Source organism: Cupriavidus sp. 8B (assembly GCF_054589115.1).
The window spans coordinates 12,915-28,691 of record NZ_BAAILO010000259.1; the positions used below are offsets into that span (position 1 = coordinate 12,915).

At 65.8% G+C, this 15,777-nt stretch carries 12 protein-coding genes and 1 pseudogene; 7 read left to right on the forward strand and 6 right to left on the reverse strand.

Annotated elements, in window-relative coordinates; genetic code table 11:
• Positions 1–45 precede the first annotated feature (45 nt).
• On the forward strand, positions 46–510 hold the full coding sequence (locus ACYP5B_RS25770; protein ID WP_400094114.1) for a MarR family winged helix-turn-helix transcriptional regulator: 465 nt from the start codon (positions 46–48) through the stop codon (positions 508–510).
• A 47-nt stretch (positions 511–557) separates the two neighbouring features.
• On the opposite strand, the gene ACYP5B_RS25775 is transcribed toward ACYP5B_RS25770, so the two are convergent.
• Positions 558–1,457: a DMT family transporter gene (locus tag ACYP5B_RS25775; protein ID WP_318231636.1), complete on the reverse strand. Its 900-nt coding sequence runs from the start codon at positions 1,455–1,457 to the stop codon at positions 558–560.
• 125 nt (positions 1,458–1,582) lie between these two features.
• Between ACYP5B_RS25775 and ACYP5B_RS25780 the strand changes: the two genes are divergently transcribed.
• A complete protein-coding gene (locus ACYP5B_RS25780; RefSeq protein WP_459571585.1) occupies positions 1,583–2,377 on the forward strand; it encodes an AraC family transcriptional regulator in 795 nt (264 codons plus the stop codon).
• Positions 2,378–2,386: 9 nt separating this feature from the next.
• Here ACYP5B_RS25780 and ACYP5B_RS25785 read toward each other — a convergent pair whose 3' ends face one another.
• From ACYP5B_RS25785 to ACYP5B_RS25795, 3 genes are all read right to left on the reverse strand, one after another.
• Positions 2,387–3,745: a cobyrinate a,c-diamide synthase gene (locus ACYP5B_RS25785; protein WP_400094109.1), complete on the reverse strand. Its 1,359-nt coding sequence runs from the start codon at positions 3,743–3,745 to the stop codon at positions 2,387–2,389.
• A 64-nt stretch (positions 3,746–3,809) separates the two neighbouring features.
• Positions 3,810–4,511, reverse strand: a complete 702-nt coding sequence (locus ACYP5B_RS25790) for a response regulator (protein WP_318231639.1) — start codon at positions 4,509–4,511, stop codon at positions 3,810–3,812.
• A 405-nt stretch (positions 4,512–4,916) separates the two neighbouring features.
• Positions 4,917–5,870 carry a LysR substrate-binding domain-containing protein gene (locus tag ACYP5B_RS25795; RefSeq protein ID WP_459571586.1) on the reverse strand — a complete coding sequence of 318 codons (954 nt, stop codon included), beginning with the start codon at positions 5,868–5,870 and terminating at the stop codon, positions 4,917–4,919.
• Between the two features lie 844 nt (positions 5,871–6,714).
• Here ACYP5B_RS25795 and ACYP5B_RS25800 point away from each other — a divergent pair.
• Together ACYP5B_RS25800 and ACYP5B_RS25805 are read left to right on the forward strand one after the other, a co-directional pair.
• Positions 6,715–6,900: pseudogene (locus ACYP5B_RS25800) on the forward strand (hypothetical protein); the annotation flags it as partial.
• Positions 6,901–7,046: 146 nt separating this feature from the next.
• Complete coding sequence (locus tag ACYP5B_RS25805) at positions 7,047–7,415, forward strand: hypothetical protein (protein ID WP_318231642.1); 369 nt, start codon at positions 7,047–7,049, stop codon at positions 7,413–7,415.
• A 3-nt stretch (positions 7,416–7,418) separates the two neighbouring features.
• Here ACYP5B_RS25805 and ACYP5B_RS25810 read toward each other — a convergent pair whose 3' ends face one another.
• Complete coding sequence (locus ACYP5B_RS25810; protein WP_459571587.1) at positions 7,419–7,949, reverse strand: hypothetical protein; 531 nt, start codon at positions 7,947–7,949, stop codon at positions 7,419–7,421.
• Between the two features lie 459 nt (positions 7,950–8,408).
• On the opposite strand from ACYP5B_RS25810, the gene ACYP5B_RS25815 reads away from it, so the two are divergent.
• On the forward strand, positions 8,409–9,581 hold the full coding sequence (locus ACYP5B_RS25815; RefSeq protein ID WP_459571588.1) for an extracellular catalytic domain type 1 short-chain-length polyhydroxyalkanoate depolymerase: 1,173 nt from the start codon (positions 8,409–8,411) through the stop codon (positions 9,579–9,581).
• Between the two features lie 107 nt (positions 9,582–9,688).
• On the opposite strand, the gene ACYP5B_RS25820 is transcribed toward ACYP5B_RS25815, so the two are convergent.
• Entirely contained in the window at positions 9,689–10,999 is a 1,311-nt protein-coding gene (locus ACYP5B_RS25820; protein WP_318231645.1) for an MFS transporter, read from the reverse strand.
• Between the two features lie 410 nt (positions 11,000–11,409).
• On the opposite strand from ACYP5B_RS25820, the gene ACYP5B_RS25825 reads away from it, so the two are divergent.
• Entirely contained in the window at positions 11,410–15,396 is a 3,987-nt protein-coding gene (locus tag ACYP5B_RS25825; RefSeq protein ID WP_459571589.1) for a DUF748 domain-containing protein, read from the forward strand.
• Between the two features lie 130 nt (positions 15,397–15,526).
• On the forward strand, positions 15,527–15,712 hold the full coding sequence (locus ACYP5B_RS25830) for a rubredoxin (RefSeq protein WP_400094099.1): 186 nt from the start codon (positions 15,527–15,529) through the stop codon (positions 15,710–15,712).
• Positions 15,713–15,777 lie beyond the last annotated feature (65 nt).

Genomic DNA, 15,777 nt, shown 5'->3' on the forward strand with positions numbered 1-15,777 from the left:
GTGAGGTTGCCCGTCGCGTGACGGTGACCCAAGCAGGAGACTGGAGTGGAATTGGAGCGTCAAAGCCTGGCTGTGCTACAGCAGTTCGGGCGAACTTACCGGGCCTATGCGGCGGCTTTCGAGCAGCGCATCGGCCATCCTTTGCCGCGTTGGCGCATTCTTTCCGCGTTGTACGCCCACGCCGGGCCCATCGCGCAGAAGCCCCTTGCCGACCGCGTCGGCATGGACCCGGGCGCGCTCACGCGCCAGCTCAAGGCGCTGCAGGAGCTCGGCTGGGTGGAGCGCAACACCAGCGAGCGCGACAACCGCGTGACCAACGTCACCCTGTCGGCGCTCGGCCATGGCATCGTGGAGCAGGCAATGCCGCTGCGCTCGGCGTTTCTGCAGGACGTGCTGGAAAACGTCTCCGAGACCACCATGCGTAATCTGTCCAAGGGGTTGGAGGAGCTTGAGGGCGGCATTGCCGAAGCGGTGCTGCGCACGCAGCAGGACAAGGCTGATGCCGTGTGAGCGCGGCATCAGCGATGAACCTGCCTTAACGACCCTAACTGCCGTAACTACCCTTGGGGCCGAGCCAGTTGCAGCCGCAGCGGCGCCGTCCACACCTCGGCCAGCAGCACGCCCAACACCGTGAGCACCCCGCCGACCGCGTGATATGGCGCGAGCGATTCGCCAAGCAAGCCCGCTGCAATCAGCGCGGTGAGCAGGGGAATCAGGTTGAAGAACATGCTCGCGCGGCTCGGCCCGATGCGGGCGACGGCGTGCATCCATACCAGCGGCGCGACCATCGACGCCATGAGCCCGGCGAACCCTACCAGCGGGAGATTGGCAGCCGAGAGGCCCATCCTTGGCGTGAGCAGGTATAGCGGAAGCAGAGCGATGACCGCGACGACGATCTGCAGGTAGAGCAACTGCAATGCAGGCACGTCTTTCATGTTCCAGCGCTTGAGCAAGATCACGTAGACCGCGTAGGCCAGCATGGCCAGCAGCATCAGCGCGTCCCCCAGGTTGGCGCCGCTTGTCAGCAGGCTGCCCAGGTTGCCGGACGACACGACCACCAGCACGCCGGTAATCGACAGCACGGACCCCGCCACGGCGCCAGCGGTCAGGCCCTGTCCCAGCAGCAAGATCGACAAGGCCAGCACCATCATCGGCGTGAGCGAGCCGATGATGCCCATGTGCGTGGCCGTGGTCATGTAGGCGGCGTAGTAGGCCAGGCACTGATAGGCCACCATGCCGAGCAGGCCCAGCACCGCGATCCGCCCCAATCTGGGCCGGATCGCTGGCCAGTTGCGCAGCACCGGGCGTAGCGCCAGCGGCGTAAAGAGCAGGGCCGCCAGCAGCCAGCGGTAGAAACTGATCTCAGCCGGCGCGATGGTGCCGGCGGCCATCTTGCTGACGACGGTGTTGCCCGACCAGATCACGACGGCCAGGAGCGGGAAGGCGTATTGCCACATGAGCGCTTTCTCTGATGTGTATGGAACGCTATCATGAGCGCGTCTGTGTTGATCTATATAGCTCGATTAGGACATATCGACCGGAATTCCGGACTCTGTGTAGCGACGACCCGATGAGCATGGCTATGGCTGACAAGCGGCGTTTTCTGCCGATCCTGGATGTCGAAGGGATGGAAGGCCCCTTCTACTTGCGTTACGACGAGTTCGGCGCCGATACGCAGGCACAGGCGCACAGCCATAGCTGGGGCCATCTGAACTACGCCGCGCACGGCGCGATGCAGATGGAAACCGAAGGCTTGCGGCTGCTTTCCCCGCCGCAGTACGCCATATGGATACCACCAAAGGTCGTGCACAGCTGCACGTTGCGGCACGCGATCGTTTACCGCTCGATCTACATCGAGCCGGGCCTTTGCGCCCAGTTGCCAAGCGCGCCCTGCACGGTACGCATCAGCCCGATCATCAAGAGCGTGCTGGCCGACTTTGCCGCGCGCGATGTGCATGTGCCACGCACGCCGGCCGATCTCCGGCTGGCGCATGTGGTGGTCGACCAGCTTGCCGTGGCGCCGGTGCAGCGCTGCTACCTCCCGGCGGCAACCACGCCCGCTTTGGCCACCGTGCTGGAGGCACTGCAGGCCGATCCTGGCGACCATCGCTTGTTGGCCGAATGGGCAGCCAGCGTGCACATGACCGAACGCACCCTTGCGCGCCGTTGCCAGGTTGAGCTCGCCATGTCGTTTGGCGACTGGCGCCAGCGCCTGCGCTTCCTGCGCGCTATCGATGCCTTGGAGGCGGGCCGCAGCGTGCAGGAGATCGCGTTCGAGCTCGGCTACAGCACGGCATCCGCGTTTATTGCGATGTTCCAGCGCGAGGCTGGCGCCACGCCGGAGCAGTATCGGCGCGAATTTTGCGGCATTGCGTGAGGTTTTTGCTCACCGCGTGCCGCTGAACAGCGCCGCAATGGCCAACGGGTTGGACGGGAAATACAGATGCGTGTAGGACGCCGTCAGCGTGCCCTGCCGGAACACCGCTTCGCCCCGCGACCCGTCGCGCGGCACGGTGGCGTGGCAGTACGGCGCCAGCGGGGTTTGCGCGCTGGAGTAATGGAAGGTGTGGCCGCGCAAGGTGCCTTCGGGCAGCGCCAGCTGTTGATGGCCGAGCGCGGCAAGGCGGCGTTGCATCGTGACCGTGCCGGGCAGCAGGCCGGCCACGGCATGGCTTTGCCCGTCCTTGTCGACCAGCGTCTCGAACAACGCCATCATGCCGCCGCATTCGGCGAGGATCGGCAGGCCACCGGCATGGGCGTGGCGCAGGGCGGCCAGCATGCCTGTATTGGCCGACAGGCGCGCGGCGTGCAGCTCGGGATAGCCGCCGGGCAGCCAGAGGGCGTCGCAGGCAGGCAAGGCAGCGTCGTCGAGCGGGGAGAAGAAGGCCAGCCGGGCGCCGAGCGCCTGGAGCGTATCCAGGTTGGCAGGGTAGAGAAAGCGGAACGCCGCGTCGCGGGCGATGGCGATGGTCTTGCCGGCCAGCAGCGGCGGCAGCACGGGCAGCGGGGGCGCCGCGGCGATCTCCACGGCCGCGGGCAGGGCGCCGATGGGTTGCCCGGCGAGTGCATCCGCGAGGCGATCCAGCCGCATGTTGAGGTCGGGCAGTTCATCGGCCGCCAGCAGGCCCAGGTGCCGTTCGGGCAGCGATGCCGCGTTGTCGCGCGCCAGCGCGCCGGCCCAGGCGATATGCGCCGGCAGGCTCTCTCGCAGCATCTCGGCATGCCGCGGGGAGGCAACCCCATTGGCGAGCACTTGCATGGATGCCAGCGGCTGGCCGTAGCCAGCGAGGCCGAAGGCCAGCGCGCCGAACGTCTGCGCCATCGCGCCGGCCTGGATCACGCTAAGCACCGGCAGGCCGAAATGGCGTGCCAGGTCAGCGCTGCTGGGCGTGCCGTCGTGCAGGCCCATGACGCCTTCCACCAGGATCAGGTCGGCTTCGGCCGCTGCCTGGGCAAGGCGTGCGGCGGCGTCTTCGGCGCCGGTCATCCACAAGTCGAGCGAGTGGACCGGCGCGCCGCTGGCGGCGGCGAGAATGGAGGGATCGAGGTAGTCGGGACCGCTCTTGAAGACCCGGACGGTGCGGCCCTGGCGGCGGTGCAGCCATGCCAGCGCGGCCGTCACCGTGGTCTTGCCCTGGCCCGAGGCCGGCGCCGCCACCAGCATGGCGGGCACGCGCAGGGGCCTTGCCGCATCGGATGAGGTGCCTGGAGCTGCGGGTGCGACGGCTGCGGCAAGGTTGGTCATGGCGACGACGGTGGCTGGCTAAGTGGCTGGGTTGGCAGAAGCGGCCGCCTGCGCGGCGCTGCGATTATAGCCAGTCGGAGTGGCCGGGCGGCGGGCTCTCCTGCGCGCTATCCAGGCTCGGCAGCACCAGCCCCTGCTGCGCGGCGAAGTCGAACAGCTCGCGTTCATTGCTGGCGCCCAGCTTGCGCATGGCGCTGTTTTTCTGGCGGCTGATGGTCTTGACGCTGCGGCTTAGCTGCCCGGCAATCCCGGTAACCGAGTTGCCACTGAGGTAGAGCCGCATGACTTCGGACTCGCGTACCGACAAGCACAGGGCGCCGGCGCGGCCGGGCGCGTAGTGGGCGCCGGACTGCTCCAGCACGCGCGCGGCGGATTCACCGATAAAGCGCAGCCCGCGCTCGACGCGGATGATGGCGGTGACCAGTTCGTCCAGCTGCGAGTCCTTGAGCAGGAGGCCATGTGCGCCCGCGTTCAGGATGGCGCGCAGGACCAGCGGGTTGGTGATCATGGTGAGCACCACCACGCCTAGCGCCGGAAAGTGTCGCCGCAGGTTGGCTAGCAAGCGGATGCCATCGCTCGCATTGCAGCACGGCATGTGGTAGTCGGTGACGACGATATCGGGCCGGAATACGCGTGCGGCCTGCAGCAGCTCGGCAGCGCTGTGGACATCCGCGCAGATCTCCCAGCCGGTCTGGCCCCGCAACTGGCTCCTGACTGCGAGCGTAATGGCGGGATGGTCATCGGCAATCAGGATTCTCAAAGGCATGGCAATGCTCCTGCGCAAGCGCAGGCATGCACGGTGTCCGGGGCGCACATGCCTGGCACAAGCTGGAAGGGCTTACGGCACGGATGCCGTGAACATGAAAAGTGAGTGCTTTCAATTCGAGCTGGGCGGCGCTTGCCGCAAGTGGATCGCGCTTTTGAAAAAGCGCGCCGCACGGTTTTTCGCCGGCGGCGCGAACAGCACAGGAACAAAGCACCTCCAGGCGCATGCTTTGCTCGGACGAACAGGAAGCAGTAGGTGCTGATGAAGCATAAGCGTCGGCTTCGGCGTCCGGCCTGAGACGATTCTCAATTCTTGGAGGAGGGAGCGGAAACCCTTATGGGCTGGCGCGCATGGCCAGCCACAAGCGCACACGCCGCGGCGCGGCGTGCTTGAGGGTCAGCAGGGTCAGGCTGCGTAGGCGGCGCTGCGCGACTCGTGCGGCTGATGACGGCGGTCGATGGCGCTGACCGGATCGTGCAGGACGGCGCTGCCGATCTCCATGATGGCGCGCAGCGCATTGCCGGCGCGGACCGGCGCCCAGAAATGCAGGGCGGCCCACTCCGGGAAGCCGCTGGGCGGCGCCAGCAGGCGCGTCTTGTGATTGCGTGTCACCAGCGGCACGTTGAAGTCCAGCAGCGGGCAGGTGCCGCCTGCGGCAAGCAGCAACGCAACTTGCGTGTGCCAGGACGGCACCACGGTTTCCCGGTAGGCGGGATCGTGCGCGAGCCGGTTCAGGAAACCCTGCAGCGGACTGCCGGGCTCGGTGTCTTCCTGCAGCAGTATCCACTCGTGCCGGCCTTGCGCATCGTCGTGGCCGCCCGGCCGCACCACGCTGACCAGGCGGCGCGGCGTGGCCATGATGTTGTGCAGTGCAACGTCCTCGGGCACAAAGTGACTATCGACCACGAAGGCGCAGTCCAGATCGCCGCTGGCAAGCTGGGTGGCCAGCGCGGCGTCGGCAAAGACCGGCCGCGTCATGAAGCGGTCATCCGGGAACTGCTCGCACAAGGCCGTGAGGATCTCGGTGATCACCGGATCGCCGATCGATGGCGAAAACCCGATCGAGATACGGCGGTGCGGGCTTGCCTCCTCGGTGGCGGGGGGAAGCGGGCGTACCAGTTGCGCCCATGTTGACAAGATCTGGCGGGCGGTCTGCTCCAGCCGCAAGGCATGCGCGGTAGGCTCCAGCGTGCCATTGCGCTTGATGAACAGCGGGTCGCCGGTGATTTCGCGCAGACGCGCGAGGCTGTAGGCAATGGTCGGAACCCGACCTTGCGTGCAGGCGGCGACGGCGCCGAGGTCACGATATTCCATCAACAAAACGAAAACGTGCAAAAGCTTGGTGCTGACATGCCGCATGGTGACGTCTCCCGATTCGAAGCTTGTTCTTTTGTTCTCTTTCTGTCTTGCCGCCAAAGCCATAACGCATCTGCTGTGCTGGGTAGCTGGGTGGCTGGCTGGCGTATCTGGCCTATTACCGTGCTGGGTCTGCCATGCCTGGCCGTGAGCACCGGGGCCCGCACAACGTCGGTACATCCGCAAATCGTGGCGGTCTTCAAGATCTCCCGGCCAAACTGGGGAAACTACGACGCAGTGCTGCTTGCATGTGGCCCGATATATAGGCAGCAACGCTGAAAAAACGACTAGCCGACCGACTTCGCGTTGCGCTTATCGTCGCCAGTCTGCACCGGGGCGCGAGGCCCGGTTGCTGGAGATCGGAATTTGGTTAATTCTAGAGAAGATTAATGCAGAACTTTGAAACTTGCCAGTGGCATTATCAAAGTTATTCCATAAATCCAGCTCAAAAAATGCTCATTGTTCGGACCTGGGGACATTGAAAATATTTGTGTCCTGCGCTTCATAACCTCATGTAACTAGGTGCGTTATGCACTGAAAAACGGTCTTTTTTCGCTTGCATGATTTTTTTGCGGTTGTGTGACAGTGGAAAGGCGAGTCAGAGAATCAGGAAATGGGATATAAAATTTTGGCAATTCGTTCCGTTTTCTTGATCGTGGTTTTCCAGATTGGTATGCGTTAACGCTGGATTTAAAGAATGTTTATATCGAGAGTTTAAAATGTTGAATTGCTTTTCCGGCCATGGGTGATATGCTCACAGATTGGATTGCGCCGCCGTAAGTTGCGGGTCAGGCGGGGTTTGCCTCGCGGCGGGTTGCCTCTCCAATTTGCTTGACTTAGCGACGCTTCCTTCTATGGCTGGCGCATCAAATACGGCCAGGGCGCTGGCAGCGCAGCGCGCGACAGCCGCAAGATGCGCGACCTGCAGGACGAAAACACCCGCCTCAAGAGTATGCTTGCAGATGCGCTGCTCAAGCTGGAGTTGCTGGGCAATCGCACGGGTCGGGCCGGCAACGGCAAGGAACGAAGCTAAGCTGGGTTCGTGCCTGCATTGCCGGCGGCTGCCGCCACCTTAGGAGGGACATCGGAAACATGCGGTTTTTCGGTATCAGCCGGCAGGGCGACCCCTGGAACATCGTCATGGAAGGCGCAATGCGCCCCCGCTGTGGAGAACTGAAAATGAAACGGGCTTCGATCGTCTTGGCTACCGCACTGGGCCTGGGGCTGCTTGCGGGCCAGGCTGCCACTGCCGCCGCGCTGGAAGTGCCCGCGCCGATGGTCGCGCCGCCGCCGCCGCGGCTCTTGCTGGATCCCGCCACCGACAATGCCGGGCCGGCAGCGGACGGCACCCTCACGCCATCCCAGCGCACCCGCTGCCAGGGTTTGCTCGACAAGATCAATGCCCTGCCCGCGGGAGCGCAATGGACCACCGGCAAAGCCACGGTGACCAGAGCGGATGGCAGCACCCATCCCAATATCGAGCGGCAAGCGGAGCGCAAGAAGCTCGACGAGGCGTATCGGCAGGAATGCGCCCAGGAAAGAAAATAGTCTCTATTTGGGGCCGCAGCGGTCCGGCGTAATCGTGACCTCTCCCAGCGGCTGGTTGCCGATTCCGGCGTAGCGATAGTTCAGCGTGACGCCCAGCCGGCCCAGCACCGGCACGTCCGGGTTGCGGCAGATGCCGCGCTCGAGCACGGGGCGGGCACTTGCCATGAACGCCACGGTACCCTCGCGGCTCGCATCCACGCCAACCAGGCTGAGACGGAACTGCACGCGCTTGCCGGGCGCGACGCTGCATCCCTCCAGCCGCGTTGCGGCGTCCAGCGTGAATGGCCCGGCGCGAGTCAGCTCCTGGCAAGCCGTGTTGAGTTCCGCTTCGGAACTGGCCACGCCGCCAGTGAGGCGCGTCACGCCGCTCATGCCGGTGCTCCTGCCATCTACCGTGCCTAGCAGCAGTCTCGCCAGCGTCGACAGCGAAGCCGGAGCGTTGGCCTGCGCGGCCACCGCTGGCGCCAGTCCGGTCACCATCAGGAAGCCAAGCGGCGCCAGGCCCGCGCGCACCGCGAAAGGAAAGTCCCGCATAGAGATACAGATACCGGAAGCGATGTCGACCGCCAGTGGCATAGCCGCCGCAGGGTGATCTCCCTGAGGGCTACCCCGCATACGGCGGCATAGCCTGAACATAGCCGCGTTTGCGCGGCCTTGCTGTCAGTGTCTGTCCTACGCAACCGAGGCGCGGATGCCTCTGGTGGTGTCTGCCGGGCCTGGCCCGGAGTAGAGGCAGACGGGCTATCCGTCGCCGGTTGAGGCGGGCCGCGTGCCTTCTGCTGCTATCTCTTGGTGATCTGCATTCTTTCGTCGGCCGAATTCAGTGTTTTGGTGTCTATGGACGTTTTGCCAAAGTGCATATGTGTGCGCATGGCGGATTAGATGGAAGATTCTAATGTCTGCGTTGCATAACATGTGATGAAAAAGCGACAACTATCCCGGGTTGCTCGTGTGCTATGCTGCATCGCAACAATATCGATAGCAGGAGTCTTCATGACCAAGAGCCTTTCGGCGGACTGGCATGCGCAGCTCCGGCAGATCAGCCGGGCGCAACCCCAGTCCGCGCACCATCTCAGAACGTGGTTCAACCGTATCGCTACGCTTAACCCCGCAGCGCCCCGTCTTCGGGCGCGCTCGCCGGCGCCGCTGCCTTTGCCGCCGCGCCACCCCTTGCCCGGAGAATGGGCTTCACACCACCACCGCCTCGCGCCGCTGCCGGGCGAACTGGTCCCTCGCTTGCCCTACTGGCTTTACGTGCCTTCCGGCGCGCCCAAGCGGCCCATGCCGCTGGTGGTGATGCTGCATGGCTGCCGGCAGAAGCCGGAAGACCTCGCGGCGGGCACGCGGATGAACGCCCTCGCCGAGCGCGAAGGCTTCATGGTGGCCTATCCCCAGCAGCCCCTGCGGCGCCAGATGCAGCGCTGCTGGCAGTGGTTCGACCTGGGTGCCAAGGAGGGCGGCCGCGAGGCGCAGGCGCTGGCGGTATTGATCGATGCGCTGGCGGCCAGGCGGGACGTCCGTGCCGACCAGGTGTACCTGGCGGGCTTGTCCGCGGGCGCCAGCATGGCGGCGGTGGTGGCCTTGCGCTATCCCGAGAGGATCGCTGCCGTGGGCCTGCATTCCGGTGTCGTGATCGGCGCGGGCCACACGGCCGGCGACGGCCTGCGTGCCATGCAGCATGGCACGGAAGCCGACCCGGCGATGCTGCTGGATGCCGCTGGCGTGACCCCGGGCGGACCGAAGATGCCGGCCATCGTGCTGCACGGCATGGACGATGAGGCGGTACATCCCATCAACGCCCGCTTGCTCGCGCGCCAGTTCCTGGCCTACAACGGCATGAGCGACCGGGTCGAGGAGCGGATGAACGGCGCCGCGGTGCGGCACCTCACCGGCGCGGAGCAAGAAGCCGCCGCCATGGCGGATGCGGGTGCGGGTGCGGCGCAGGTCGACGGCACCAGCGGCCATCCCGCCAGCGCGCTGCTGCCGGCCGGGGACTACCTGGAGGCCAGCTTTGGCACCTGGAACCGCGAACTGGTCGAACTGTGCGAGGTAGCCGGCCTCGATCACGCCTGGAGCGGCGGCGATGGCGACTACCCTTACCATGCGCCGATCGGCCCCGATGCGAGCGCGTTGATGTGGGAGTTTTTCAAGCAGCATCGCCGCTAGTGCTGGCTAGCGCATGGGCGTAAAAAAAGGAGGGCGCGGATGCGACCCTCCTTTTTTTCATGGCCGGCGCCTGGCTCAACACGGGCGCGCAGTAGCAGCCATCAGGCTCAGGCGAGCGAGCGGTCCTTGACGAACAGTGCCGTCACCATGCCCAGCAGGCACAGCGCCACCACGTAGTAGGCGGGGGCCAGCGGATCGTTCTTGAGCATCAGCGTCACGATCATCGGGGTCAGCCCGCCGAAGATCGCGTACGACAGGTTGTACGAGAACGACAGCCCGGAAAACCGCACCTGGGCCGGGAACGCCTTGACCAGCACATAAGGTACTGCGCCGATGGTGCCCACGAAGAAGCCGGCCACCGCGTACAGCGGGAGCAGCAGGTCCGGGCGCGTGTGGAGGGTGCTATAGAACACATACGAGCTGATGGCCAGCAGCAGCCCGCCACCGAACAGGGTGACCCGGGGGCCAACCTTGTCGGCCATCAGGCCGGCTACCACGCAGCCGATCGTCAGGCACAGCGTGGCCACGCTATTGGCGACCAGCGCGGTGCGCGCATCGAAGCCATAGATCTTCTGCAGGAAGGTGGGCGTCATCAGGATCACCACCACGATGCCCGCGGACAGCATCCACGTCAGCAGCATCGACACCGCCACCGCGCCGCGGTGATCGCGCACCACCGTCTTGAGCGGCATTTCCGCGGCCAGCGCCTTGCGCTTCTGCAGCTCGGCAAACACCGGGGTTTCGTGCAGCCAGCGGCGCAGGTACATGGAGCCGATGCCGAACACGCCGCCCAGCAGGAAGGGCATGCGCCAGCCCCAGTCGATCAGTTCCGCCGGGGTGAAGATGGTGTTGACGCCGGTGGCCACCAGGGAGCCCAGCAGGATGCCGGCGGTCAGGCCCGCGGTCAGCGTGCCGCAGGCATAGCCGGTGCGGCGCGCGGGCACGTGCTCGGAGACGAACACCCAGGCGCCGGGCACTTCGCCGCCAACCGCCGCGCCCTGCATCACGCGCAGCAGCAGCAGCGCCACGGGCGCCAGCAGGCCGATCGCGTGGTAAGTCGGCAGCAGGCCCATCAGCAGCGTCGGCACCGACATCAGCAGGATCGACAGCGTGAACATCTTCTTGCGGCCAAGCAGGTCGCCGAAGTGGGCCATGATGATGCCGCCCAGCGGGCGCGCCAGGTAGCCTGCGGCAAAGATGCCGAAGGTCTGCAGCTGGCGCAGCCAGTCCGGCACCGACGGCGGGAAGAACAGCTGCCCGATGACGGTGGCGAAGAAGACAAAAATGATGAAATCGTAGAACTCGAGCGCGCCCCCGAGGGCGGCCAGGGCAAGCGTCTTGTAATCCTGTCCGGTCAGCGGGCGCGCTTGCAGGCTGCGCGCGCTATCTGCTCCGACAGTACTGCTGGTGGTAGACATGAGGGGACTCGCATGGAAATTGATCGCATGCGAAGCGCGCAACACGGTTGACGTGGAGGGTTCTGGCCGGAGGGTACAGCGCGGGAGAAGCAGGCACTAAGTGGCGGATAAGCCGCTGGCATGCGACGAGACGCTTCGCAAAGGCGTGACGATACCAGATCGGCGTTGAACCGGCTTCGGCCAGCGCGCTTGCATTCCTTTTTGGACCGTCCTGAAATCCTCTTTAAATCCATTTGAATGCCTTTGCTTTGCCCCCAAGCGTTGCGATAATGTCGTTAAAAAGTGAAAGCCGGGCCACAAAGTGGCCGATCCGTGTAGCGACGCACTGTGGAATGGCTTCATCCAGGTAGCTCGCCAACGGGTCCGCAAGGCGGCACGCGGGAAGTTGGGGTCGAATCTTCTGGGATCACATGGCAATCAAGTTCTCCATGCAGGCGGCAACGGCAACGCCACGTCGCCGGGCCGGCCTGCGGGTGGCCGGCGGCATCGTGGCCGCGCTGGCGGTGTTCGGCCTGGCCGGGTATTTTGGCGGGCCACCGCTGATCAAGTCGCTGGCGGCCAAGCAGGCCAGCGAGGCGCTGGGACGCAAGGTCACGATCGGGGGCGCACAGGTGCAGCCGTTCTCGCTGGCCGTCGACGTTTCCGACATCACGATTTACGAGCCCGATGGCACCACGCCCATGCTGACCGTAGGCGAAGCCAAGATCGATGGCGCCATCGCCTCGCTGTGGCACTTCGCGCCGGTGGTGGATGCCGTGCATATCGACCGGCCAGCGCTGCATCTTGCGCGCGACGCCAGCGGCCGCATGAACTACGCCGATATCCAGGAGCGCTTCGCGGCCAGGCCGCCCGCGCCAAAATCCGAGCCGGCGCGCTTCTCGGTCAACAATATCGCGCTGACCGGCGGCAGCATGGTGTTCAACGACAAGCTGCTCAACCAGACGCAGCGCGTGGACAACCTGACCATCACGCTACCGTTCCTGTCCAACCTGCCGCACGACGTGGAGATCGTCACCCGGCCCACGCTGAGCGCGAACATCAACGGTTCCGCGCTGGCGCTCGACGGCACCATGCTGCCGTTCGCCGCCTCGCGCGAGACCCACCTCAATATCAACCTCGATGCCCTGGAACTGGCGCGCTACATGCCGTTCGCGCCGAAGCTCAAGGATGCGGATATCAAGGGCGGCCTGCTGGATTCACGGCTGACGCTGGGCTTTATCCAGGACAAGGACAAGCAGGACATCTTCCTGGCAGGCACCGCGGCGCTGCGCGACGCCGATATCCGCAAGCATGATGGCTCGCCGCTGGTGAAGGCCGGGCGGATAGCGGTGGACATCGCGCGCATCGAGCCGCTGGGGCGGCTGGCTCACCTGCGCAGCCTCTCGGTGGATGGCCTGGCCGTGCACGCCGTGCGGCGCGCCGATGGCTCGCTCGACCTGGCCGAGGCGTTCCTGCCGGAAGCCGCCAAGGTGGAAAAGCCGGCCCGGCCGGCTGCAGCCGCCTCTGCAACAGCAGCGGCACCCGCATCCGCTCCGGCCGCAGCCAAGGCTGGCCCGGCTTCCGCACCTGTCGCAGCCAAGGCCGGCCCGGCATCGGCGCCCGCCGCCGCCGGCATTGCGCCGGTGCCGGAAAAGCCCTGGCGCTATGCGATCGACCAGATCACCGTCAAAGAAGCCAGCCTGGGCCTGCGCGACGACTCGGCCCCCTCCGGGCCCGGCACGCTCGCGCTCGGGCCGCTTGACGCCGACGTGGCCGGCTTCGCCGGCGACAGCGACAAGCCCGCCAAGGTGAAGGCCAAGCTGACGATAGGCGAAGGCCAGACGCTCAGCCATGAGGGCGAGCTGTCCCTGCATGGCGGCACCATGGCTGGCACGCTGCAAGCCAGCGGCGTGAAGCCCCAAGGGTTTGCCGCATGGTGGCCATCGGAGCTCCAGACCCGGCTTGGCGATACCGCCATCAATGCCGAACTGCACTACAAGATGGCTTGGGGCCGCCCCGCCTTTGCATTCTCGCTGGAAAAGTCCCGCGTCGAACTGGCGCCGCTCTACCTGGCTACCCGGGAGCCGGTGTCGGTGGCGCAAGTGGCAGCCGCCACTACGGGCGCAAACAAACCTGCCACCGCCGAAAGCGACCGCCGGCGAGACACCCGCCGGGCGCGTGCTAGTGACGACAGCGAAGCCGCCAACCTGCCGGTGATGCGCGCCGAGCGCGTGGCGCTGGAGGACATCGCCTTCGATCTTGGCGCGCATTCATTCCAGGCAAGCCAGCTGGTGGTCGCCAAGCCGCAGATCGCCATCACTCGTGACTTCAAGGGCGAGTTGCTCGAAAGCGCGCGCCTGTGGGCAGTGCAATCCAAGCAGAAGTCCGCCCAACGTGCAACCGGTGTCCAGGCCAAGGCCGTCCAGCCCGAGAGCGCTGCCGCCGCCAAGCCCTTGCCCTGGAAGGCACAGCTCGGCAAGTTCGCGCTCGATGGCGGCAGCCTGCGCGTGACCGACTATGCGCCCGCGGCCGCCAACCGCGACCGCCCGGTGGTCCATCAATTCCGCAATATCAGCCTGGGCACCGGCGCACTCAACTGGCCGATGGCGGCAGGCGCCATCCCGATGACGCTCAAGGCCGATGTGGGCCGGCGCGGCGCGATGGCGCTCGACGGCACCGTACTGCCCACCGCGCCCGCGGCGCAACTGCAGGTGGACTTGCGCGAGCTGGACCTCGCGCCGCTGCAGCCCTACCTCGCCGACCGCTTTAACGCGGCGTTGCGTGGCGGCACCGCTACCGTCAAGGGCCGCCTCGGCGTGCAGGCCCCCGCCGGCAAGCCGATCGCCGCGCGCTTTAGCGGTAATGCACTGCTGGGCAATGTGCGCAGCGTCGACCGGGTGACCGGTGACGATTTCCTGCGCTGGCGCTCGCTGGCGGTAAACGGCATCGATTTCGCCATGGATGAGGCCAAGGGGCCGATGAAGGTCGGCGTGGCTGGTGTCGCGCTGTCGGACTTCTATGCGCGGGTGATCCTTAATGCCAACGGCCGGCTCAACCTGCAGGATGTCATGGCCGGCGGCGCCGCCAAGGGCGAGGCCGCGCCAACCACCAGCCTGACGCAGGCCAGTCCCGCATCGGCACCCGCCGCCAGCGCACCGGCCCCGGCACCCGCGCCTGTGGCCGCCGCGGCAAAGCCGCAGATCCGCATCGGTGGCGTGACGGTGGAGAAGGGCAACATCAACTTCTCGGACTTCTTCGTCAAGCCGAACTACTCCGCCAACCTGACCGACATGAAGGGTTCGGTCTCAAAGCTGTCCTCGACGGAACCGGCGCCTGCCGACCTCACCCTGGCCGGCCGCATCGACGACGACGCGCCGGTCACGATCGACGGCAAGCTCAACCCGTTGGCCGAGCAGCTCTACCTCGACATTGCCGCCAAGGCCGCCGGCGTGGAGCTGACCCGGCTGACGCCGTACGCGGCCAAGTACGCCGGCTACCCGATCACCAAGGGCAAGCTCACGGTCGACGTGGCTTACAAGATCGAGAACGGCAAGCTGGACGCGCACAACCACCTCTACCTGGACCAGCTCACCTTTGGCGACAAGGTCGACAGCCCGAGCGCGACCAAGCTGCCGGTGCTGCTGGCAGTCTCGCTCTTGAAGGACCGTCATGGCGTGATCGACATCAACCTGCCGGTGTCGGGCTCGCTGTCGGACCCGGAGTTCAGCATCGGCGGCGTGATCGCGCGGGTGATCGTCAACCTGCTGGCCAAGGCCATCACCTCGCCGTTCTCGCTGATCGCCTCTGCCTTTGGCGGCGGCGACGAACTGGGCTACGTGGAGTTCGCGCCCGGCACGTCCACGCTCACGCCGGCGGCCACGCAGAAGATCGCGACACTGGGCAAGGCCCTGGCCGACCGCCCGGCACTGCGCCTGGAGATCAGCGGCCGCATCGATCCCGCCACCGATACCGCCGGCGCCAAGCGCGCCTGGCTGGACGCGCGCGTGGCCGAGCAAAAGTCGCGCGAGATGCGCGCCAGCGCAAAGGCGGGCGCCGTGGCTGAAGAGAACGAGGAAGGCGAGCAAGGCGCCAAGGTGACGGTGTCGCCGCAGGAGTACCCGAAGTACCTCGAAGCGGTCTACAAGCGCGCCTCCTTCAAGAAGCCGCGCAATGTGATCGGGCTGTCGAAATCCCTGCCCCCCAAGGAGATGGAGACGCTGCTGCTGGAGAACGCGCCGGTTACCGATGTGGAGCTCAGGCAACTGGCCGAGCAGCGGGCGCTGGCGGTCAAGCAGGCGCTGGAGCGCGATGCCAAGGTGCCGGAAAGCCGCCTGTTCATGACCGCCTCGAAGCTCAACGCCGATGGCATCAAGGACAAGGGCGCACCCAACCGGGTCGACTTCACCATCCGGCAGTGAATTGCCGGGAAACCTGCCCGCGCAGGGGGTGGCGTTGCCGCCCCCTGCGCTTTGGCCCGTGGCCCTAACGCCGGGGCACAGGCAAAAAAACACTGTATCATTTCGCCCGGAATCGATACAGGAGTGCGTTTTGCAGCAGGAAGCCGTTGTTTACAAGACTTGGGTTTGCTTGATTTGCGGATGGGTCTACGACGAAGAGCAGGGCTGGCCGGACGATGGCATCGCTCCCGGCACGCGCTGGGAGGACATTCCGGAAGACTGGCGTTGCCCCGAATGTGACGTGGGCAAGGGTGAATTCGCGATGATCGAAATCTGATCGGCCAGGCAGGGCACACAATCTACCGGGCACATCCGGCCCGGATGACGATGCAACTCCGCAGG

Excerpts from the sequence above, each read along its gene's own strand:
- ACYP5B_RS25780 (WP_459571585.1), top strand. The coding sequence starts at position 1,583 with ATGGCTGACAAGCGGCGTTTTCTGCCGATCCTGGATGTCGAAGGGATG.
- ACYP5B_RS25795 (WP_459571586.1), bottom strand. The coding sequence starts at position 5,870 with ATGCGGCATGTCAGCACCAAGCTTTTGCACGTTTTCGTTTTGTTGATG.
- ACYP5B_RS25810 (WP_459571587.1), bottom strand. The coding sequence starts at position 7,949 with ATGCGGGACTTTCCTTTCGCGGTGCGCGCGGGCCTGGCGCCGCTTGGC.
- ACYP5B_RS25785 (WP_400094109.1), bottom strand. The coding sequence starts at position 3,745 with ATGACCAACCTTGCCGCAGCCGTCGCACCCGCAGCTCCAGGCACCTCA.
- ACYP5B_RS25805 (WP_318231642.1), top strand. The coding sequence starts at position 7,047 with ATGAAACGGGCTTCGATCGTCTTGGCTACCGCACTGGGCCTGGGGCTG.
- ACYP5B_RS25825 (WP_459571589.1), top strand. The coding sequence starts at position 11,410 with ATGGCAATCAAGTTCTCCATGCAGGCGGCAACGGCAACGCCACGTCGC.
- ACYP5B_RS25820 (WP_318231645.1), bottom strand. The coding sequence starts at position 10,999 with ATGTCTACCACCAGCAGTACTGTCGGAGCAGATAGCGCGCGCAGCCTG.
- ACYP5B_RS25790 (WP_318231639.1), bottom strand. The coding sequence starts at position 4,511 with ATGCCTTTGAGAATCCTGATTGCCGATGACCATCCCGCCATTACGCTC.
- ACYP5B_RS25775 (WP_318231636.1), bottom strand. The coding sequence starts at position 1,457 with ATGTGGCAATACGCCTTCCCGCTCCTGGCCGTCGTGATCTGGTCGGGC.
- ACYP5B_RS25815 (WP_459571588.1), top strand. The coding sequence starts at position 8,409 with ATGACCAAGAGCCTTTCGGCGGACTGGCATGCGCAGCTCCGGCAGATC.